The sequence below is a fragment of the Ruegeria sp. HKCCA0370 genome (genome assembly GCF_013033705.1).
Classification (GTDB): domain Bacteria; phylum Pseudomonadota; class Alphaproteobacteria; order Rhodobacterales; family Rhodobacteraceae; genus Ruegeria.
Genome location: NZ_WQEP01000005.1, coordinates 16,174 through 37,160, shown reverse-complemented (window position 1 = coordinate 37,160; position 20,987 = coordinate 16,174). Strand labels below are relative to the sequence as shown.

The following is a 20,987-nucleotide window of genomic DNA, read 5'->3' as shown; positions in this document are numbered from 1 at the left end:
GATGACATTCATCGTGGAACTGCTGATCGCCTTTTTCCTGATCGTCTCGGGTATCTTCGGCTTTGTCGGGTCTTTTGGCATGATCAAGCTGAAAGACCCGATGTCCCGCCTGCACGCCCCGACCAAGGCAACGACCTTGGGGGTGGGCGGCGTGCTTCTGGCTTCGATAGTGCATTCTGTTCTTCTGGAAGGAAAGCTGTCCCTGCACGAGCTGCTGATCACTCTGTTCCTGTTCCTGACCGCTCCGATCACGGCCCTGTTCATTGCAAAATGGCACATACACCGGCATGAAAAACCCGAAGACCTGCCGGATGCCGGCGAGGATGAACTTTGGGCCACCCACGCCGTCGAGCAGGTCGAAGACGTTCCGGATCATAGCGCGAATTGAAACCGATGCATATTCCTCCGCTGCCCCTGACCCGCGATCTGGTTCTTGTTGGCGGAGGTCACACCCACGCGCTGCTGCTGCGCAAATGGGGGATGGACCCGTTGCCCGGGGCGCGTGTGACCGTGATAAACCCAGGCCCGACGGCCCCGTATTCCGGAATGCTGCCAGGCTATGTCGCCGGGCATTATGACAGGTGGGAGCTGGACATCGATCTGGTCAGACTGGCCCGCTTCGCAGGCGCGCGCGTCATTCTGGGCGCGGTCGATGGAATCGATACCGATCGTCAGGAAATCCATGTTCCCGGGCGTCCTCCGGTAGGTTTCGATGTGGCGTCGGTCAATGTTGGGATCACTTCGGACATGCCCGCAATGCCCGGCTTTGCGGAACATGCCGTACCGGCCAAACCACTGGGACCATTCGCGGCAGAATGGGCTGCTTATCTGGCGGGCAGCGGCCCTGCCTCGGTCGTCGTGATCGGCGGTGGAATCGCCGGGGTTGAACTGGTCATGGCGATGGCTCATGCGCTCAGGGCCAAGGATCGGTCAGCACAGGTTACGCTGATCGACAACGCCTTTGCCCTGACGGCCACCAGAACCAAAGCGGCAGAGACGATCCGCCGTGCGATGCAGGATCTTGGTGTAGAGGTGATCGAAAACGCCGCGATCAACCGGATCGCTTCGGATCACGTCGCTTTGCAGGACGGGCGCAAAATCCCGGCCGGTTTCGTGACAGGTGCGGCCGGAGCCCGCCCCTATGGCTGGATCGAAAAGACCGGGCTGGACCTTGAGGATGGCTTCATCCGGGTAAACAGCTACCTGCAATCCAGCGATCCCGTGGTTTTTGCCGCCGGTGATTGCGCCCATCTGACGGACAATCCCAGACCCAAAGCCGGTGTATATGCAGTGCGCGAAGCACCGGTTCTGTTCGACAATCTGCGCGCGGCGCTGGGGGCTGGACGGATGCGCAAGTACGTCCCGCAGAAAGATTACCTGAAGCTGATTTCGCTAGGCGGCAAATCAGCGCTGGGCGAGCGGTTGGGGTTGTCCCACAGCGGAGCGATGATGTGGAAATGGAAGAACCACATCGACCAGACTTTCATGAACAAGTTCCGGGACCTGCCGCAGATGAAGCCCCCCGCGCTGCCGCGCGCGCATGCCGCCGGGCTTGTCGAGGTGCTGGGTGAAAAACCGATGTGTGGCGGATGCGGTGCCAAGGTCGGGCGCGGAGCATTGCAGGTGGCGCTGAAATCGCAGCCCGATCCCGTTCGCCCGGATATCATCCCCCTGCCCGGCGACGACGCGGCTCTGCTTCAGACGGGCGGGGTTCGGCAGGTCATGACATCAGATCACCTGAGGGCTTTTACCAATGATCCCGCACTTATGGCGCGCATCGCCGCTGTACATGCCCTGGGGGATGTGTGGGCCATGGGGGCCACGCCTCAGGCTGCCACGGCAACGATTATCCTTCCGCGCATGTCTGCTGCCCTGCAACGCCGTACCATGTCGGAAATCATGTCGATCGCAGGAGACGTCATGCGGGACGCCGGTGCCGATATCGTGGGCGGGCACAGTTCCATGGGTGACGAGATGACAATCGGTTTCACACTGACCGGCCTGTGCGACGCCGACCCGATTACGCTGGCCGGCGGGCAACCGGGCGACTGTCTGATCCTGACCAAACCCATAGGAAGCGGCGTTCTCATGGCGGCCGAGATGGCAGGCCAGGCCAACGGTGCCTGGGTCGCCGCAGCCTACCGGCATATGGCGCAGCCGCAGGGTAAGGCGGCCCGCATATTGGCCGGGGCCCATGCGATGACCGACGTGACCGGGTTTGGTCTGGCCGGACATCTGCAAGGTATCTGCGACGCTTCCGGATGCGGGGCCATTATGGATTTGGATGCCGTGGAGTTGATGGATGGCGCGCAGGAACTGACGGACCGGGGTGTTCGATCAACCCTTTTTGCAGACAACCGGGCAATAGCACCTGCCCTGCCTGCCGCGGGCAAAGCCGCCCTGATATTCGACCCGCAGACAGCAGGCGGCCTGCTGGCCGCAGTGGCGGCAAAGGGTGCCGAAACCGTCTTGAAAGACCTCAGGAACGCCGGATATCCGGCCATGGCAATCGGCGAGCTCACCGATGCACCGGGACTGCGCCTTCAGGACTGATCCAGCAGGGTTTCGATCCGGGTGGCCGCCTTGCTCAGGCCGGCATCGTTCAGAACGGCGATCTCAATATCGGCCAGAACCTTGACGGAACGGGACCGCCGCGACTTTGCGTATGCCGGGTCGTAATGCTGCTCCATCAGGGCCTGGGTCAGCACCTGTTTTTGACCTGCTTCGATCAGCTGCATCCAACCATCCACGACCTCGTGCCCGCGATGAAAGCGCAGCGGCGACAAACGGTCCCTCAAACGGTCACTGTCAGACAGGATGTCGTCATAGGCCTGAACGAGATAGGCAGCGCGCGCCTCGAGCGGAGCCGTGATGTTCACCCGTGGGGCTGCGCACAAAGCGTTCCACAGGCTGGGCGGCAATATCAGGCTGCCGATCTTGGACGATTCCGCTTCGATGACGACCGGGCGCGCCGTATCCATCGCACAAAGCGCCCCTGCCAGGGCCGATTCAAAAGCTTTCTGGCTGGGCTGGCCGCCCGGTCTTTCCCCCAGCAGAGACCCTCGGTGATTGGCCAGTGCTTCGAGGTCAAGAACTTGCACCCCGCGTGCCTGCAAACGTGCCAGCAATTCTGTCTTGGCCGTTCCGGTATAGCCATCCAGCGCCACCAACCGATGCGGCAAGGGATCATCGTACAAATACGCATTCACCAGCCTGCGGTAGGTGCGATAGCCGCCCTCGATCACATCCGCACGCCAGCCGATTTGTTGCAGCATCCATGTGAACGACCCGGAACGCTGTCCGCCACGCCAGCAATAGATCAGAGGGCGCCAGCTGCCTTCGTGGTGGCTTAGATGTTGCTCGATGTGGTTGGCCGCATTGCGGAATACCAGAGCGGCCCCGAGTTTACGCGCCAGAAACGGGCTCTCCTGTACATACATGGTCCCGACACGGGCGCGTTCCTCGTTGTTCAGAACCGGCAGGTTGATCGCGCCTGGCAGATGATCTTCAGCGAACTCTGCCGGACTGCGCACATCGATGACCGTGTCAAAACCATGCGCATAAAGCTGTGTCAGATCAGAAAAATTCAGGGCCATGCCGATGGTCTAGCTTGCCGCGTCTGCAAAGAAAAGGCCGCACGCCGTCACTCGTGCAAAGGCGTGATCAGATCAGGTCCGCTGGCCCGGTTCGAGTTCACGACTGGATCAACGCGATGAAACGTCAGCACATCCTCTGCCCCCGGCTGCATCAAACGAGCAGCGCCCTTTCCCGCTTCTCCCAGCCACAATGACCAATGTTCGGGTTCGAGGATCAGGGGCATCCGATGATGGATGGTACCAAGGTTTTCGTTGGCCGCCGTCGTCACGATGGCACAGGTGCCCTGACGGTTTTCATCCACCCCCCAATCCTGCCAGATCCCGGCAAAGGCAATGGGGGCGCCGTCCCTACGATGGATGTACCATGGCAAGCGCGTTCCCTCGTCCGTCTTGGTCCATTCGTAGAACCCCGTTGCGGCAATCAGACAGCGACGCGACCGGCAGGCATCGCGAAAGGCAGGCTTTTCCGCCAAAGTCGCGGCGCGGGCGTTGATCAGCAAAGGCCCGGCGGTTTGCGTCTTGTACCAATGTGGCAAGAACCCCCAACGCAGCGCATCCAGACGCCGACCTGAGTCACCACCCCGAACCACATGCACCTGATTTGTCGGACAAACATTGAAATTCGGTACGGTCGGCAACGCGTTTGCCGGACGCGCGGAGAACAGCTGCGCCATCGCGTCATTGGGAAGAGTTATTGCAAACCGTCCGCACATAGGTAATCAACCGACGATACAATCTTGATACTGGCACAGGATCTCACGGGATCACACGGAAAACCCAAAAACGCAATCCCTCAAGAGTAAAGCGATGGCCCTTTTGGATGCGGGCAAGCTTCCACAGGCGCTGAAAAAGGCCCAATTGGGCATCAAGAAATTCCCGAAGGACTCGGATTACCAAGCCATCGCCGGTTTCGTTTTGACCGAGATGAAGCAGTACAGGAAATCCATTCCGCATTTCATTGAAGCCTCGCGGATGAAGCCCGATGATCCGCAATTTGCCGAGAATCTGGCTAACGCCTTGATGCAAACAGGGTAAATTTTGCAGGCATTGACCTACGCAGAAAAAAAGATTGAACGATTTCCCAACAATCGGGAACTCACCAGAGTCATCGACGAAATACAACGCCAAGGGGAGAACTGGCGATCCATCATCCAGTTCACCACACACAAACTGGCGTCAGATCCGAACAACGCGGAATTGCTTTCAAAGCGTGCCCGCGCCTTCCAAAGCATCGGTTTTGTCGAGGAAAGCACGCGGGATATCCAACGCGCGTACGAGTTGGCACAAAGAACACAACTATTGCATTGCAAATGGCCATCAATCTGCATCAGACCAGTGACAGAGCCCAAGCGATCAAAGTTCTGCAAAACATCCTGGAAACCGATCCCCACAACCCGAATGCCCTGTTGCAATCCGCAATATTGACCGCACCGGAAAACGTGCCGCAGATGATCCCTGCGTTGAACGAGGCCATCGCTCAGACAGATCAACCTTTACAAGAGCTCGAGTTTGCCAAAGCACATCTGATCGAAAAAAGCGAAGGCTTGGCCAAGGCGTTGCCGCAATTTGAAAAGGCAAACGCAATCCAACAGAGTATTCTACCCTACGACCCCGAAATCGAAGAGAACAAAATATCCGATATTCTGGACCTGTTCCCTCAAGGGTCGCCTCGGATCAGTGCAGAGCAAAACAGTATGCCGGTACCAATTTTTATTATCGGTCAGCCGCGATCCGGAACCACTTTGATGGAGATGATGCTGAGCTCTGCGCCCGGTATCGCCGGTTGCGGTGAACTGATGCTGATGACCGACCTTTCCGCCAAGTTTTATACGTCCGGCACGTCGCTCGATTCAGAAGCCGCGAAGGCGATTGCCTAAAGCTAACTGGACCAGATGCCTGGGATTCCGACGGATTCAATCGCCTTTGTCGACAAGATGCCGCACAACTACCAAGATGTCGGCTTCATTCTTGCAGCCTTCCCGAATGCCCGGATCATCAACATGCTGCGGGATCCACGCGATGTCGGTTTGTCAAAATGGATCCAGCGGTTCCTGGCAGACGGCATGAACGACACTTCCAACCTTGAAGCGATCGCGCATACCGCAAATCTGTATCGCCGCTACATGTCTCATTGGGATAAGCTGTTCGGAAATCGCATTCTGACAATGCCCTATGAAGATCTGGTGGCGGACCCCCTGACCCACAGCCAGCGCGTTGCCGAGTTTTGCGGTATTGAGTGGTGCCAATCCATGGTACACCCCGAAAAGAACACCAGACAGGTGCGTACGGCCAGCGTGGATCAGGTGCGCAACAAGATCTCGACCAAGTCAATCGGGCGCTGGCGCAAGGTCGCGGATCAGATCAAACCGATGCTGGACGGCTTTGACCCGGAACTTTGGCCGGAATACGATTTCAGTTAATCCGCAGAAGCGGAAAAGCCGCATCATAACAACGCGGCTTTTGTCCTTTTCGAAAAACAGGGTCACTTCTGTTGGATGCGTCCGTCGACATAAGGCTGGTACGGCGCGTTTTCGGCCAGATATTCTGCGGTTACATCCGCAAGATCCGGACCGAAGTCATAGGCGTTCTTGTCATCGCCCTCGAACATCGAATACCCATCGCCACCGTTGCGGACGTAGTTGTTGGTTACGACCAGGTAGGTTTTGTTCGGATCAATCGGAACGAACCCATCACCCTCGGCGACCATCACATCAATGATACGCCCTTCGTTCGGCGCTACGCTGGGATCCCAGGTAAAGCGCAGGCCCGCCACTTGCGGGAACCGGCCCTTGACCTCTTCCACCTGGCTTACGCCGTTTTCCAGAGCGTCAATGACGGTCTGCCCGGTGATCTCAAAAGTGGACAGCGTGTTCTGAAACGGCAGCACGGTCAGCACTTCGCCCATGGTCACTTCGCCTTCGTCAATCGACGCGCGCAGACCGCCAGAATTCGCAATCGCAATCTGAGCGCCCTGTTCGGCAACCCGCGCCAGCATGGCGTCGGCGACAAGGTTACCCATTTCGCATTCTTGTACGCGGCAAACCGCCCGATCGCCTTCAATTGCAGCGGCCGAGTTGGCAACGACGCGTTGCTTCATTTCTTCGATCGGTGCGCCCATCTCGGCCACGCGTGCAGCGATATCCGCATCGGGCGTGACAGACGCATCAAGCAAGATAGGCTCACCTTCCGCTGAAATCAGGTTGCCGTCATCATCAAAGGTCAGTGTGATCTCGCCCAGATATTTGGAATAGGCATAGGCCTGCACGATCGGGACATCACCGACCATCATCGGATATGACCCAGCCGCACCTTCCTGCGTGTTCGAGAGCAGCGTGTGCGAATGGCCGCCGACAACAAGGTCAAGCCCCGGCACCTGCTCTGCGATCTCCAGATCCTTGGCCAATCCAACATGGTTCAAAGCAATGATGATATTGACACCTTCATCCTGCAAGGCAGCTACATCAGCCTGCAGGCTTTCTATCTCATCCTGGAAAATTACGTCCTTGCCGGGGCTTGACGTTTCAACCGTGTCCGTTGCCAGTGCTGAAATTATGCCGACCTTCTGACCGCCAACGTCAAGCACAACATGGTTGCCGACCTTGTCCTTCAACTCGGCCGACGACGACAGGTCCAGATTGCCCGAGATCACTGGGAAACTGACCGCGTCGATGAACGACGCCAGACCTTCCGGACCATCGTCGAATTCGTGGTTGCCAACGGCCATAACATCGTAACCGATGGCTTCCATGAACTCGGCCTCTGCCGCGCCCTTATATGTTGTGTAGTAAAGCGATCCCTGGAACGGATCCCCCGCATCCAGCAGCAGCACATTCTGATCCGCCAGCGCATCGCGTCGGGCGTCTACCATGGTCTTGAGGCGTGCAACGCCGCCAAAACACTTACCTTCGGCTTCGCCTTCTGCGTCACAGGTCGAGTCGTATTTGTTGATCGACTCGATACGACTGTGAATGTCGTTAGTATGCAGAATGGTCAGCTTGTATTCTGCCGCCGCCACGCCAGCGGTCAGGCCAAGAATTGCAGCCGAAGCCAGGAAACGCGTCAACATATTGAATCTCCCTGTTTTAATTTGCAGGGATCGTGCGCCGATGACGCCAAAGAGTCAAAGAAGAAATCCGGCTTGATTCCAACGCGTACGCGGGGCATCAGGTCCGTATGCTGATTTACAAGATTTTCCGAGCCGAAGAGTGGGCCACCTTGCAGGACCAAGGTGCCTCGAACGGTGCTCCGATCGACTTCGCTGACGGGTTTGTCCACTTTTCCACCGCTGAACAAGCAGCTGAAACCGCAGCCAAACATTTTGCCGGTGTCGATGGTCTGGTTTTGCTGGCCTGTGACGCAGATGCGATGGGCGACGACCTGAAATGGGAGGTCTCGCGCGGCGGTGCCCTGTTCCCGCATCTCTATCGCCAGATCCGGATGAGCGATGTTGTCTGGTCACGCCCTCTGCCGTTTGACGGCACCGCGCACCAGTTCCCAAAGGACATGTCATGACATCCTATATCGACCCGGACCGCGACCAGTTCGAGGCCTTCAAGGCATTGGATCGGGACCAGCCGATCGAAATGCTCAACCTGGTGAAGTTTCGGGCCAAGGCGCAGTACCCACCCGCGCATGAACTGGCGAATGCAGACCTGACCGGAGCGCAAGCCTACAAGAACTACGGAGCCGAAACCGCTCCGATCATTGAACGTATCGGGGCGCGCATCCTTTGGCGTGGGGTGTTTGAATCAACCCTGATTGGCCCGGCGGACGAGGCGTGGGATGCCGTCTTCATCGCCCGCTATCCGACGGCACACGCATTTCTGGAAATGGTCACCGACCCAGCCTATCGGGCGGCGGTGATCCACCGTCAGGCGGCGGTGGAAACGTCGCGCCTGATCCGATGCGGTTCAGGTGAAGCCGGGGCGACGTTCGGATGAAACTGACTGAGAAACTGGGCCTCGCCGCCCTGCACCGCATCGACCCCGAGACAGCCCACGGGATGTCGATTAGGGCGTTGAAGTCAGGGCTGGCACCCGCACCCGGGCCGGTAACGACGCCGCGCCTGAAAACGGTCGTTGCCGGGTTGACCCTGCCGAACCCGGTTGGGCTGGCTGCCGGGTTCGACAAGAATGGTGAGGTTTTGGCCCCGCTGTCCCGCGCCGGGTTCGGTTTTGTCGAGGTCGGGGCGGTCACGCCGCGCCCGCAACCGGGAAACCCCAAACCCCGTCTTTTTCGCCTGACCGAGGACAAGGCAGCCATCAACCGCTTTGGCTTCAACAATGAAGGCATGGAGGTGATGGCCAAACGGCTTGCAGACCGCCCCAAAGACGCGGTCATCGGCCTGAATCTGGGGGCCAACAAGGATAGCGAAGACCGCGCCGGCGATTTTGTCAAAGTGCTGGCCCATTGTGCCGAACATCTGGATTTTGCAACCGTCAACGTATCATCGCCGAATACGGAAAAGCTGCGGGATTTGCAGGGCAAAGCCGCTCTCACCGCGTTGTTGAGCGGTGTGATCGAGACACGTGACGCGCTGCCGCGCCCGTTGCCGATCTTCCTGAAAATCGCTCCGGATCTCACCGAGGCGGAATTGCAGGACATCGCCGAAGTCGCACGCGAAACCGGGGTGGACGCTGTGATCGCCACCAATACCACCTTGTCCCGCGACGGGTTGCGCAGCGCGCAGAAAGACGAAAGTGGTGGTTTGTCGGGCGCCCCGCTGTTTGAAAAGTCGACCAGCGTACTGGCTCGGCTGAGCAAACTGACGGACGGGGATATCCCCCTGATAGGCGTGGGTGGCATCAGCAATGCCGAGCAAGCCTATGCCAAGATCTGTGCCGGGGCATCGGCCGTGCAGTTCTATACCGCAATGGTGTATGGCGGCATTTCCCTGGCTGCCGACATCGCCAAAGGGCTGGATGACTTGCTGGCGCGTGACGGTTTTGACACCGTATCGCAAGCCGTCGGCAGCAAACGAGAGGATTGGCTGTGATCGAATACTGGCACAACCCCCGCTGTTCCAAATCCCGCGCCGGTCTGGCGCTTTTGGAAGAAAACGGTGCGCAGGTCTGCGTTCGAAAGTACCTGGAAGACGCGCCGTCAATCGACGAGTTGCGCGCTGCGCAATCCGCCCTTGGGCTGTCGCCGATCGAAATGATGCGCACAGGAGAAAAACGGTTCAAGGAACTGGGGCTGGTCAAAACCTCGCCCGACGAAGACCTGATCCGTGCCATGGCCGAAAACCCGATCCTGATCGAGCGCCCTCTTGCAATTGCCGGAGACAAAGCCGCCATCGGACGTCCGCCGGAAAACCTGTTGACGTTGCTCTAGGCCACCTGGGCTTCAAGCTTGGGATAGCGCCAGCCCATTGTCACACCACGTGCGATATTAAGAACCATCAGCGCGGCCCACAGGCCGTGATTGCCGAAGACAGGCACCAGCATGAACAAAGCGACCACATAGATCGCCACCGACTGAATCATCGCGTTTCGCATGGCGCGGGTCCAGGTGGCACCGATGTAGATACCGTCGAACATCCAGCTTGCCACCCCGATCACCGGGGCGATCGCGGCCCAGAACAGGTATTCGCGCCCGGCTTCACGCACTTGCGGTGAAGTTGACATCAGGTCGATCAGCGCCGGGCCGGCGACGAAGAAAACCGCCGCCAGCAACAGCGCGCCCCCAACACCCCATTGCGAGGCCATGACAGAGGCGCGACGCACCTGATACCTGTCTCTGGCACCGACTGCGCCTCCGACCAGCGCTTCGGCGGAAAAGGCGAACCCATCAAGCGCAAAGGCGGTGATTTCAAGAAATTGAAGCAAGACTTGATTGGCCGCCAGATTCACGTCACCCAGATCCGAGCCAACAAAAAGGAATGTCGTGAACGATCCGGTCAACAGAACCGATCGCAGCATGATATCACCGTTGACCTGCAACATGCGCCGCAGCCGGGCGGCATCGAAAACCCTAGCCCAATCGCGCCAGATTCCATCTGCGAACCCATCCCGGCAAAGCCACACCCCCAAGGCCAAACCGGTCCATTCTGCGATCAGGGTGGCAATCGCAACCCCTTCGACCCCCCAGCCAAGGCCCAAAACGAACCACAGGTCGAGACCGATATTCAACCCGTTCATCCAGACCTGAAGGATGAACACGCCGCGCGTACGCTCGACGGCGATCAGCCAGCCGGTAACGGCATATAACGCGATGGTTGCAGGCGCCCCCCAGATGCGGATTTCCAGATAGGATCGGGTCAGGGCTTCGACTTCGGGGCTTGCCGGGGAAAGCGCGAATGCACCCGCAAACACGGCCACCTGCGCAAGGATAAAGAACAGTCCTGCCGCGCCTCCCAGGATCAGGCCGCGCATCAGCAGCGCCCGGGTTTCAACGGTGTCGCCTGCCCCGCGTGCCTGCGCCGCTATCCCGGTTGTGCCCATCCGCAGGAAACCGAAGATCCAATAGATTGTGGACAGGATCACAGCCCCGATGCCGACCGCCCCGATCGGGGCCGCCTCGCCCATCTGACCGACAACGCCCGTATCCACCGCACCCAGTATCGGCACGGTGGCATTCGACAGGACTATGGGCACCGCGATCTTCAGCACCCGCCTGTGCGTGATGGGCGCCGAGGCGTCCTGCACGGTCAGCTCTTGTCTCTGGGAGGTTGCGGCATCAGAAAATGTCCGGAAGCCTGCGCAAACAGTTTCGCATGGTTATCCTGCCAGGCTTCGACCCGGACCGAGGCGTACCGCCGCCCGGATCTGCTGATGAAGGCCCGTGCATATGCGTCCCGTGGAAGGCCCGAGCGCAGATAGTCGACGGTAAAGTCGATGGTCTTGGGAAAGCGAATATTCGGGTCGGTCACAATGGCCTCTCCGTCGATCTCGCCACTTTCGATACGCGGGAACATATGTTCCCAACTAAGGGTGATGACAGCGGTCACTTCGAGGAATGCCGCGGTTACACCGCCGTGAATCGCAGGCAGGAACGGGTTGCCGATCAACTTGTCATCGAAGTTCAGAACGCCGGTCAGTTCATCCCCGCGCCGGTCGAAGCTGATATTGAGAAATCGGATGTAAGGGACACCGTCAACCAGCGCACGCAACGCTGCGTCGCGTCGCTGCTTGACCACCTGCATTGGTTCGGGACGAGGTCTTGCCATGTTATTTCCCCTCAACCGTAAAGGACCCCGAGGCCGTGGCCACCGGCAGGTCTTTGTCATGGTCCATAGCCGTGGCTCGTACAAACGCCACGTTCCGCGTGATGTGATAGCAGACGGCATGCGCTGTCACCGTCTGACCCGGTGTCGCTGCGCGCATGTAGTCAATGCGCAGATCGATCGTGGCTGTCCCGCCGGGGGCCGAGGGGTGGCTCATCACAGCAGCACCGCAGCATGTGTCCAGAATTGTGGAAATCGCCCCACCGTGAATCACCCCTGTGCGCGGATCCCCGATCAGATCCTCATTGTAGGGCAAAGTGATCTCTGCCTCGCCCTCACCGATCTGCGTGAGCTTGAGGTTCAATGCCCGCGCATGGGGGATCGCCTCGATAAACTGGCGGGCTAAAACTGTCTTGTCGACCATTGGTTTGCGTCCTGTTCTCTGCCCGTCCTTTATGAGCCGCTGTTTCCGCAAAGGGCAAGCCCACCTGTTGCGCTTGGGATCGGGACCGCCTAGGTTGCTGACAAGGAGATCGGGAATGTCCAACAACCGTTTGTCATTCAAAGAGATGTGCGCCGAGTTCGACGTGACCCCGCGCACTCTGCGCTATTACGAATACATCGAACTTTTGCAACCGGACCGTGAAGGTCGGTCCCGGTTTTACGGCCCGCGCGAATGCGCGCGGATGAAGCTGATCATGCGCGGCCGCAAGTTCGGATTTCCTCTGGAAGAGATCCGCCAATGGCTTTTGATCTACGAAGATCAGGGCAATGAGGCGCAAATGGCCACCTTCGTCGAGATGGCGGATCGCCAGATGAACGAGCTTCAGCAGCAGCGCCAGCAACTGGACGAAGCCATGGACGAACTCAAGCGTCTGCGCGACCAGACGGCCAAGTCCTTGGGATAGCCGCCCCCAATCCGAAAAATCGAATTGATCACCCTGAATCTGCGCAAGCAGATGCGCGGTGTTTCCGCAATTGCGACAGCTTTGGCGGGAAATTCCGCATGACGCTACGGAAAGAAAATTGCGTCAGACCGTGCTTACGTGACCGGATGTTACGTCAACTTTGAAATGACGCAGCGTCTGGATTACGTAAACGTCACTCTCGTGTTGTAAAGCGCGTACCAACTGCGCAACTCATATCTCATGACGCCAGTGACGAGAGTATGACGAATGACCGAAGATGTGATGACCATCCGTGAGATGTGCGAGACCTATGATGTCACGCCACGCACCTTGCGGTTCTATGAGGCCAAGGAACTTCTGTTCCCGATCCGTGAAGGCCAGAAACGTCTGTTCACCAAGCGTGATCGGGCGCGGCTCAAACTGATCCTGCGCGGCAAACGATTTGGGTTCAGCCTGGAAGAAATTCGGCAACTGCTGGATTTGTACCATGTAGGCGACCAGCAGGTCACACAGATGACCCGGACCTATGAAATCGCGTGCGAGCGTCTGGAGGACATGGAAGCGCGCCGCGAAGAACTGACGCAGGCCATAGACGATCTGAAAGAGCAGTTGCGCTGGGGCGAGAAAGTCATCGCCTCGATGAAACAGGAAAAGAAGGCAGCCGAGTAACCTCGACCTGTCATCCGGACATATGAATTAAGGGAGCTTCACATGCCCGTTTACAACGCGCCAACCAAAGACATGCAGTTCATCCTGCACGACGTGCTGAATGTCTCAAAGTCGGACATACCCGGCTATAACGAACTGGAAGCCGAGTTTACCGGCGCGGTTCTGGAAGAAGCCGGCAAGGTTGCCACAAATGTTCTGCATCCGCTGAACGTTGTCGGCGACACCGAAGGATGCCGGTTGGAAAACGGTATTGTGTACACCCCGACCGGGTTCAAGGAAGCCTTCGAGCAGATGAAGGAAGGCGGCTGGACTGGCCTCGACATGCCGGAAGAGTATGGCGGCCAAAACATGCCCTATGTGCTTGGCACTGCTGTGGGTGAGATGTTCTCGGGCTCAAACCAGGCTTTCACCATGTACCAGGGCCTGACGCACGGCGCGGCCTCGGCGATTCTGGCGCACGGAACGGACGAGCAGAAGAACAAGTACCTGCCCAAAATGGTCAGCTGTGAATGGACCGGTACCATGAACCTGACCGAACCGCATTGCGGCACCGATCTGGGCCTGATGCGCACCAAAGCGGAACCGCAGGGCGACGGCAGCTATAAAATCTCGGGCCAGAAGATCTTTATCTCGGCTGGCGATCACGACATGGCCGACAACATCATCCACCTGGTGCTGGCCAAAATCCCCGGCGGACCCGAAGGCATCAAGGGCGTTTCGCTGTTCATCGTGCCCAAGTTCATCGTGAACGAGGACGGTTCGCTGGGCGAACGCAACGGCGTCTCGGTCGGCAAGATCGAAGAAAAGATGGGCATCCACGGCAACTCGACCTGCGTCATGAACTATGACGAGGCCACCGGCTGGCTGCTGGGCGAAGAGCACAAAGGTATGCGTGCGATGTTCACCATGATGAACGAAGCGCGTCTGGGTGTGGGCATGCAAGGCCTGTCGCAGGCCGAAGCGGCGTATCAGAACGCTCTGGAATACGCCAAAGACCGCCTGCAGGGCCGCGATGTAACCGGTGTAAAGAACCCCGATGGCCCGGCTGATCCGCTGATCGTTCACCCTGACATCCGTCGCAATCTGATGGATCAGAAAAGCTTCACCGAAGGCGCACGCGCGTTCATCCTTTGGGGCGCGACCATGATCGATAAAGCCCACCGATCGGGTGACAAAGACGCGGACGGGCTGATCTCGCTTCTGACCCCGGTCATCAAGGGCTTCCTGACAGATGAAGGTTACGACATGACCGTTCAGGCGCAGCAGGTCTATGGTGGGCACGGCTACATCGAAGAATGGGGCATGTCGCAATACACCCGCGATGCCCGGATCGCCATGATCTATGAAGGCGCCAACGGCGTTCAGGCGTTGGACCTTGTTGGCCGCAAACTGGCGCAGGATGGCGGTAAGCACGTCATGGCCTTCTTCGATATGGTCAAAACCTTCTGCAAGGAAAACGCAGGCCAGAACGAGGCTTATGACAAAGCCTTCATCGAACCGCTGAAGGCTGCGTCCAAGGATTTGCAGGCGGCTGGTATGTATTTCATGCAGGAAGGCATGAAAAATCCGAACAACGCGCTGTCCGGTTCCTACGATTTCATGCACATGTTCGGTCATGTCTGCCTGGGCCTGATGTGGGCGCGTATGGCCAAGGCCGCACAAGAAGCGCTGGACAGTGGCACGTCGGACAAAGAGTTCTACGAGACCAAGATCAACACCGGCCGCTTCTACATGGCCCGCCGTCTGCCGGCCACGGCGTTGCATCTGTCGCGCATTCAAACCGGCGCGGATACCGTCATGGCGCTGGAAGCTGCAAACTTCTGATCTTTCTCCGGTTCCGGGGTCCCGCCCCGGAGCCGGTTTTCGGAGGAGATACAATGCCAAAACGATTTCGCCTGACCCGCCGATTCCCGGTCGCCATGACCGAGGACGGCTATCGAAAGCTCAGGGCTTTTGCCCGTGAGGCAGGATTAGATGAAGGCGAAGCGCTGTCTTTTCTGTTCGAAAATTTCAACAGCGTCATTGATGAAGACAACCTTACCCATCGATTGCGTCTTTTCAATTCCGAGTTGGAGGCGCGCAAGCGCTAGGCACCAAAACCGCCAAGCTAGGGTAAAAGACGCACAAAACGCCACGGGAGGGGCGATTGCATGACCATTAAACTGCACTGCTTCGGAGAAAGCGGCAATTCCTACAAGGCCGCTCTGGCGTTGGAAATGTCTGGCCTCGATTGGGAACCGGTCTTTGTCGATTTCTTCAACGGCGTCACCCGAAGCCCCGAGTTCCGTTCGGAAATCAACGTGATGGGCGAAGCGCCCTTCATGGTCGATGGTGATTTTCAAACCTCCCAATCCGGTGCCATCCAGGCCTACGTGACTGAAAAATCCGGCAAGTTCGGCGGCAAAACGCGGGAAGAGAACTATGACATCCTGCGCTGGGTGCTGTGGGACAATCACAAGCTCAGCTCGATGGCGGGCCTGACCCGGTTCCTGATCAACTTTCTGCCCGAACAGCACCGCAACCCGGATGTGATCGCCTTCAACCAGGGCCGCCTGAAGGCCGCCTACCAGGTGCTGAACGCGCATCTGGAAGGCCGTGACTGGATCGTCGGCGACGGCGTGACCAACGCCGATCTCAGCTGCTGCGGCTATCTGTATTACCCTGAACCATTCGGCTTTGACCGCGCCGACTGGCCCCATATCGACGCCTGGCTGACTCGCCTGTCCGAACAGCCCGGCTGGAAACACCCATATGACCTGATGCCCGGCAACCCGTCGGATCGAGCTTGAGGAGAAGACCCATGACCGAAGCTTATATTTATGACGCCCTGCGCACCCCGCGCGGCAAGGGCCGCAAGGATGGCAGCCTGCACGAGGTGACCTCGGTACGTCTGTCCGCCCTGACCCTGAACGCGATGAAGGAACGCAACAACCTGGAAGGCCACGCCGTCGAGGACGTGATCTGGGGCAACGTCACGCAGGTGATGGAGCAAGGCGGCTGTCTGGCACGTTCGGCGGTTCTGGCCTCGGATCTGGACCAGTCGATCCCCGGCCTGGCGATCAACCGCTTCTGCGCGAGCGGGATGGAAGCCGTGAACCTGGCCGCAAACCAGGTCAAGGGCGGCGCTGGCGACGCTTACATCGCAGGTGGCGTTGAGATGATGGGCCGTGTTCCCATGGGCAGCGACGGGGCGGCGATTGCCGTTGACCCCTCTCTGGCGATGGAGACCTACTTTGTGCCGCAGGGCATCTCGGCCGACATCATTGCCACGGAATACGGGTTTAGCCGCGATGACGCTGACACTCTGGCAGTTGAATCGCAAAAGCGCGCGGCGGAAGCCTGGGCGGAAAACCGGTTCGAAAAGTCGATCATCACGGTCAAAGACCAGAACGGCCTGCCCATTCTGGACCGCGACGAGTACATGCGGCCGGGTACCGACATGCAAAGCCTTGGCGCGTTGAACCCGTCCTTCCAGATGATGGGCGAGCAGATGCCCGGTTTCGACAAGGTGGCGATGCTGAAATACCCACATCTTGAGCGGATCAATCACATCCATCATGCGGGCAACAGCTCGGGCATCGTGGATGGGGCTGCGGCCGTGCTGATCGGCAACAAGGAATTTGGTGAAAAATACGGCCTGAAACCCCGCGCCCGCATCAAGGCCACCGCCAAGATCGGTACCGACCCGACCATCATGCTGACCGGCCCGGTTCCTGTGACCGAGAAGATCCTGGCCGACAACGGCATGAAGATCAGCGATCTGGACCTGTTCGAAGTCAACGAAGCCTTTGCTTCGGTCGTGCTGCGGTTCCAGCAGGCCTTTGACGTCGATCCGGCGCTGGTCAACGTCAACGGCGGATCGATCGCGATGGGTCACCCGCTGGGCGCAACCGGTGCGATCATCATCGGCACCTTGCTGGATGAACTGGAGCGTCAGGACAAGGAAACCGGTCTGGCCACGCTTTGCATTGCGTCCGGCATGGGTGCGGCAACGATTATCGAGCGGGTCTGATGCCCAAGCTGGATCTCTCTCAGATCCCGTTCAAGGGGGGCTCGTCCTATCCGGGCAAGCTGGCCGAGGCGACCGCTGGTCGTTTCGTGCAGCGCGTCGGGCATGCGGGCGGGCTGACCCAGTACGGGGTCAACATCGTGCGGCTGGAGCCTCAGGGCCTCTCGTCGCTGCGCCACTACCATATGGAGCAGGACGAGTTTGCCATCATGCTCAGCGGCAAATGCGTGCTGATTGATGACGATGGTGAGCATGAGATGCTGCCTGGTGACTGCGCCGCTTGGCCCGCTGGTGAGGCCAATGGCCACCACCTTGTGAACAAGACCGATGCGCCCGCGACCTTTCTGGTAGTGGGCACACGGACCCCGACCGAGACCGGCTATTACAGCGACATAGACATGATGGTGAAGGATGATGAGAACGGATTCTCTTTCACCCGGAAAGACGGCAGCCCGCTGACGGCTGACCAGATTGGAGATGACAATGACTGATTTCACTCTGACCAAAGACGCGGACGGCGTCGCCTTTGTGACCTGGGACTCCCAGGGAAAATCCATGAACGTGCTGACCCGCGAGGCTTTTCAAGAAGTCAGCCAACTGATTGATCAGGCCCTGAGCGACGACGAGATCAAAGGTATTGTCATTACCTCGGGCAAGGAAGGCTCGTTTGCCGGCGGAATGGACCTGAACACATTGGCCACTATCCGTCAGGAAGCCGGGGACGAACCTGCGCAGGCGTTGTTTGATTTCGTCATGGGCGGGCATCACATCCTGCGCAAGCTGGAATTGGCGGGCATGGACCCCAAAACCAAGAAAGGTGGCAAGCCCATCGCCTGCGCGATCAACGGAACCTGCGCCGGGATCGGGACCGAGATCGCACTGGCCTGCCATCACCGCGTCATGACAAGCAATCCAAAGTCCAAGATCGGGCTGCCCGAAATCCTGCTGGGCATCTTCCCCGGCGGCGGCGGCACCATCCGTTACAGCCGCATGGTGGGCGCCATGGCGGCGGCCCCCGTACTGCTTGAAGGCAAGATGATGGACCCGGCCAAGGCCAAGGGCGCGCAGTTGATCGACGCGGTTGCCGACGATCCGGTTGCCGCAGCCAAGGAATGGGTTCTGAATGCCAAGGACGCCGACCTGGTGAAACCGTGGGACGCGAAGGGCTACAAGATGCCCGGTGGTGCGCCCTACCACCCTGCTGGTTTCATGACCTTCGTGGGCGCGAGCGCCATGGTTCATGGGAAAACGCAAGGCGCCTTCCCCGCGGCCAAAGCCCTTCTGAGCGCGATCTATGAAGGCGCGCTGGTCGACTTTGACACCGCTTTGAAAATTGAAGCCCGCTGGTTCACCAACGTTCTTATGAACCCGTCCTCGTCGGCGATGATCCGGTCACTGTTCCTCAACAAGGAAGCGCTTGAAAAAGGCGCGGTCCGTCCGAAAGGTGTGCCCGATCAGCGTGTCAAGAAGATCGGCGTTCTGGGCGCTGGCATGATGGGGGCCGGTATCGCGCTGGTTTCTGCCCAAGCTGGTATGGAAGTCGTTCTGGTCGACCGCGATCAGGAGGCGGCCGACAAAGGCAAAGCTTATACCGAAACCTATCTGGACAAGGGTATCAAGCGCGGCAAGGTCACGGCCGAAAAGAAAGAGGCCATGCTGGCCCGCATCACGGCGACACCGGATCTGAACCATCTGAAAGGGTGTGACTTGATCATCGAAGCCGTGTTTGAAGACATGGGCGTAAAGGCCGAGATGACCAAAAAGGTCGAAGCGATCATCCCCGAGGACTGCATCTTTGCCTCGAACACCTCGACCCTGCCGATCACCGATCTGGCCAAGGCAAGCGTGCGTCCCGACCAATTCATCGGCATCCACTTCTTCTCACCGGTCGAGAAGATGTTGCTGGTCGAGATCATCAAGGGCAAGGAAACCGGTGATCGCGCCGTTGCCAAGGCGCTCGACTACGTGCGCCAGATCCGCAAGACGCCGATCGTGGTCAACGATGCGCGCTTCTTCTACGCCAATCGCTGCATCATTCCGTACATCAACGAAGGCGCACGGATGATCACCGAAGGCGTGAGCCCCGTGCTGATCGACAACGCCGCACGTCAGTTGGGCTTTCCGGTTGGTCCGATCCAGCTGACCGATGAAACCTCGATTGATCTGGGGGCCAAGATCGCCCGTGCGACCAAGGCCGCCATGGGCAATGCCTATCCGGAAAGCCCCTCGGACGATCTGATCTTCTGGATGGAAGAACAGGGCCGTCTGGGCCGCAAGGCAAACGCCGGCTTCTTCGACTATGACGAAAAAGGCAAGCGCGTCGAATACTGGAAGGGTCTTCAGGATAAGTATCCGCTTGCCAAAGACCAGCCCGACCTGATCGAGGTACAGGAGCGCCTGATGTTCGCTCAGGTTCTGGAAGCGGTTCGGGCGCTGGAAGAAGGTGTGCTGGAAGACATTCGTGAAGGCGACGTGGGCGCCATTCTGGGCTGGGGCTTTGCGCCGTGGTCCGGTGGTCCGCTCAGCTGGCTCGACATCATCGGCACGCCCTACGCAGCCGAAAGATGTGATCAGCTGGCCGAGAAATATGGCGAACGCTTTGCCTGCCCGCCACTGGTGCGTGAGATGGCAGAAAAGGGTCAAACCTTCTACGGGCGTTTCAACCCCGAAGCAAAGGCTGCCTGAATCAGTGACGCAGGCGCGTGAGATCACGCGCCTGCATCGTTTTTGTCAGTGTTTGGTTAGATCTGCCATTCGGGCCGCAGAAACAGCACCGGCGCGTTTGGACGCCCCGGTCGACCCGGCCGCCTGACCCCAGAGGGCGGACGGATCGGAAATATCGGTTCCTGCGGAATGGGTGCAGGCAGGGCACCCAATGGGTTGGCAAGGGCTGACATATCTCCCCTGCTTGCAATCAGGTTGACCAGCTTTGTGCCGGTCTCTTCATCGGCGACATCGTAACCAGCCCCGCTGACCCTGCCGCGCATGTTGAACAGGCCGGAAGGGCAGTAAGCTTGCAGGCCGCCCTCGACAAAAATCACCTGATCTTCGTCGAAAAACAGGGAACGGACCTCAAACGACGATCCCGGTGCCTGCGACATAAACCGACCCACGCCATTCAGCAGTCTTGCGGATACGACGGAACATCCGCTGACATCGGCATCAATCTGCGACAGGTTCAGAGCAATGCCCTGTTCGGGCATCAGCCAAACGGGGCGCCCGTTATACGCGGCGCGTGCCGGTACGAAAACCGGCAAATACTCGGAACGGCGCTCTTCGGCAGGAATGACCACGACGCTGGTCGAGATGCGGCGCACCTCTTTGAACCCGTGATCCAGAGTTCGGACCAGATCGCCGACTGCAATGCGCTCAACCGGTTTCCACCCGCTTGTTGTCGCAACCTTCGTGCCGTTCAAAAAACCACCACGGCGCGCGTTCACCGCGTGGTTCAAACCGGATGGATCAGTATCGGACGACTGATCAAGATAAACAGAAATACTCGTAACTTCAGACACGTGCCTAACCCCCTTTGGCACAAACTCACTATGCAAAACAGCTAACATCAAAAACCGGGGCTGTCTTATTTCGGACATATTTATGCCCAATTTGGGCCGTCTCAGCGCGTTCCCAGGGCGATTTGG

At 58.7% G+C, this 20,987-nt stretch carries 24 protein-coding genes; 17 read left to right on the top strand and 7 right to left on the bottom strand.

Annotated features, from left to right (window positions below; all coding sequences use genetic code 11):
- Position 1: 1 nt before the first annotated feature.
- Both GOW31_RS12055 and selD read left to right on the top strand, forming a co-directional pair.
- Positions 2-388, top strand: a complete 387-nt coding sequence (locus GOW31_RS12055) for a Na+/H+ antiporter subunit G (protein ID WP_152457438.1) — start codon at positions 2-4, stop codon at positions 386-388.
- A 5-nt stretch (positions 389-393) separates the two neighbouring features.
- A complete protein-coding gene (selD, locus tag GOW31_RS12050) occupies positions 394-2,553 on the top strand; it encodes a selenide, water dikinase SelD (protein ID WP_171170361.1) in 2,160 nt (719 codons plus the stop codon).
- On the opposite strand, the gene mnmH is transcribed toward selD, so the two are convergent.
- The gene (gene mnmH, locus GOW31_RS12045; RefSeq protein WP_171170359.1) at positions 2,544-3,596 is read right to left on the bottom strand and encodes a tRNA 2-selenouridine(34) synthase MnmH; all 1,053 of its coding nucleotides are present in this window, start codon (positions 3,594-3,596) and stop codon (positions 2,544-2,546) included. The two genes, selD and mnmH, sit on opposite strands and share 10 nt — an antisense overlap.
- Positions 3,597-3,643: 47 nt before the next feature.
- Entirely contained in the window at positions 3,644-4,309 is a 666-nt protein-coding gene (locus tag GOW31_RS12040) for an SOS response-associated peptidase (RefSeq protein ID WP_171170357.1), read from the bottom strand.
- 94 nt (positions 4,310-4,403) lie between these two features.
- On the opposite strand from GOW31_RS12040, the gene GOW31_RS22075 reads away from it, so the two are divergent.
- The 3 genes from GOW31_RS22075 (at position 4,404) to GOW31_RS22065 (ending at position 6,016) form a co-directional block, all read left to right on the top strand.
- On the top strand, positions 4,404-4,631 hold the full coding sequence (locus GOW31_RS22075; protein ID WP_254441710.1) for a M48 family metallopeptidase: 228 nt from the start codon (positions 4,404-4,406) through the stop codon (positions 4,629-4,631).
- A gap of 275 nt (positions 4,632-4,906) precedes the next feature.
- A complete protein-coding gene (locus GOW31_RS22070) occupies positions 4,907-5,473 on the top strand; it encodes a M48 family metallopeptidase (RefSeq protein WP_254441709.1) in 567 nt (188 codons plus the stop codon).
- 15 nt (positions 5,474-5,488) lie between these two features.
- Entirely contained in the window at positions 5,489-6,016 is a 528-nt protein-coding gene (locus GOW31_RS22065; protein ID WP_254441708.1) for a sulfotransferase, read from the top strand.
- Positions 6,017-6,078: 62 nt separating this feature from the next.
- Here GOW31_RS22065 and GOW31_RS12030 read toward each other — a convergent pair whose 3' ends face one another.
- Entirely contained in the window at positions 6,079-7,662 is a 1,584-nt protein-coding gene (locus GOW31_RS12030) for a bifunctional UDP-sugar hydrolase/5'-nucleotidase (RefSeq protein ID WP_171170355.1), read from the bottom strand.
- 107 nt (positions 7,663-7,769) lie between these two features.
- Here GOW31_RS12030 and GOW31_RS12025 point away from each other — a divergent pair, with 107 nt between their 5' ends.
- The 4 genes from GOW31_RS12025 to arsC are packed head-to-tail and all read left to right on the top strand — an operon-like array spanning position 7,770 to position 9,929.
- Positions 7,770-8,108 (top strand): DUF952 domain-containing protein, encoded by a 339-nt coding sequence (locus GOW31_RS12025; protein WP_171170353.1) that lies wholly within the window; start codon positions 7,770-7,772, stop codon positions 8,106-8,108.
- On the top strand, positions 8,105-8,536 hold the full coding sequence (locus tag GOW31_RS12020) for a DUF1330 domain-containing protein (RefSeq protein WP_171119430.1): 432 nt from the start codon (positions 8,105-8,107) through the stop codon (positions 8,534-8,536). The genes GOW31_RS12025 and GOW31_RS12020 overlap by 4 nt, the downstream gene beginning before the upstream one ends.
- Complete coding sequence (locus tag GOW31_RS12015; protein WP_171170352.1) at positions 8,533-9,591, top strand: quinone-dependent dihydroorotate dehydrogenase; 1,059 nt, start codon at positions 8,533-8,535, stop codon at positions 9,589-9,591. Before GOW31_RS12020 ends, GOW31_RS12015 begins: the two co-directional genes overlap by 4 nt.
- Positions 9,588-9,929 carry an arsenate reductase (glutaredoxin) gene (gene arsC / locus GOW31_RS12010; RefSeq protein ID WP_171170673.1) on the top strand — a complete coding sequence of 114 codons (342 nt, stop codon included), beginning with the start codon at positions 9,588-9,590 and terminating at the stop codon, positions 9,927-9,929. The genes GOW31_RS12015 and arsC overlap by 4 nt, the downstream gene beginning before the upstream one ends.
- On the opposite strand, the gene GOW31_RS12005 is transcribed toward arsC, so the two are convergent.
- The 3 genes from GOW31_RS12005 to GOW31_RS11995 are packed head-to-tail and all read right to left on the bottom strand — an operon-like array spanning position 9,926 to position 12,184.
- Positions 9,926-11,242 carry an MATE family efflux transporter gene (locus GOW31_RS12005; RefSeq protein ID WP_171170350.1) on the bottom strand — a complete coding sequence of 439 codons (1,317 nt, stop codon included), beginning with the start codon at positions 11,240-11,242 and terminating at the stop codon, positions 9,926-9,928. The two genes, arsC and GOW31_RS12005, sit on opposite strands and share 4 nt — an antisense overlap.
- Before the next feature lie 2 nt (positions 11,243-11,244).
- Entirely contained in the window at positions 11,245-11,763 is a 519-nt protein-coding gene (locus tag GOW31_RS12000) for a PaaI family thioesterase (protein WP_152457427.1), read from the bottom strand.
- A 1-nt stretch (position 11,764) separates the two neighbouring features.
- Complete coding sequence (locus tag GOW31_RS11995; RefSeq protein WP_152457426.1) at positions 11,765-12,184, bottom strand: PaaI family thioesterase; 420 nt, start codon at positions 12,182-12,184, stop codon at positions 11,765-11,767.
- Positions 12,185-12,299: 115 nt separating this feature from the next.
- Here GOW31_RS11995 and GOW31_RS11990 point away from each other — a divergent pair, with 115 nt between their 5' ends.
- From GOW31_RS11990 to GOW31_RS11955, 8 genes are all read left to right on the top strand, one after another.
- Entirely contained in the window at positions 12,300-12,668 is a 369-nt protein-coding gene (locus tag GOW31_RS11990; protein WP_152457425.1) for a MerR family DNA-binding transcriptional regulator, read from the top strand.
- A gap of 267 nt (positions 12,669-12,935) precedes the next feature.
- A complete protein-coding gene (locus GOW31_RS11985; RefSeq protein WP_152457424.1) occupies positions 12,936-13,337 on the top strand; it encodes a MerR family DNA-binding transcriptional regulator in 402 nt (133 codons plus the stop codon).
- A gap of 42 nt (positions 13,338-13,379) precedes the next feature.
- Positions 13,380-15,161 (top strand): acyl-CoA dehydrogenase C-terminal domain-containing protein, encoded by a 1,782-nt coding sequence (locus GOW31_RS11980; protein WP_171170348.1) that lies wholly within the window; start codon positions 13,380-13,382, stop codon positions 15,159-15,161.
- 53 nt (positions 15,162-15,214) lie between these two features.
- A complete protein-coding gene (locus GOW31_RS11975) occupies positions 15,215-15,427 on the top strand; it encodes a hypothetical protein (RefSeq protein ID WP_152457422.1) in 213 nt (70 codons plus the stop codon).
- A 60-nt stretch (positions 15,428-15,487) separates the two neighbouring features.
- Positions 15,488-16,126, top strand: a complete 639-nt coding sequence (locus GOW31_RS11970) for a glutathione S-transferase family protein (protein ID WP_171170346.1) — start codon at positions 15,488-15,490, stop codon at positions 16,124-16,126.
- Between the two features lie 11 nt (positions 16,127-16,137).
- Entirely contained in the window at positions 16,138-17,349 is a 1,212-nt protein-coding gene (locus GOW31_RS11965; protein WP_171170344.1) for an acetyl-CoA C-acetyltransferase, read from the top strand.
- Positions 17,349-17,837: a cupin domain-containing protein gene (locus GOW31_RS11960; RefSeq protein ID WP_171170341.1), complete on the top strand. Its 489-nt coding sequence runs from the start codon at positions 17,349-17,351 to the stop codon at positions 17,835-17,837. The genes GOW31_RS11965 and GOW31_RS11960 overlap by 1 nt, the downstream gene beginning before the upstream one ends.
- Positions 17,830-20,031 (top strand): 3-hydroxyacyl-CoA dehydrogenase NAD-binding domain-containing protein, encoded by a 2,202-nt coding sequence (locus GOW31_RS11955; protein ID WP_171170339.1) that lies wholly within the window; start codon positions 17,830-17,832, stop codon positions 20,029-20,031. Before GOW31_RS11960 ends, GOW31_RS11955 begins: the two co-directional genes overlap by 8 nt.
- Positions 20,032-20,087: 56 nt before the next feature.
- On the opposite strand, the gene GOW31_RS11950 is transcribed toward GOW31_RS11955, so the two are convergent.
- Positions 20,088-20,861, bottom strand: coding sequence for a Hint domain-containing protein (locus tag GOW31_RS11950; protein ID WP_367396931.1), 774 nt, complete (start codon positions 20,859-20,861; stop codon positions 20,088-20,090).
- Between the last annotated feature and the right edge of the window lie 126 nt (positions 20,862-20,987).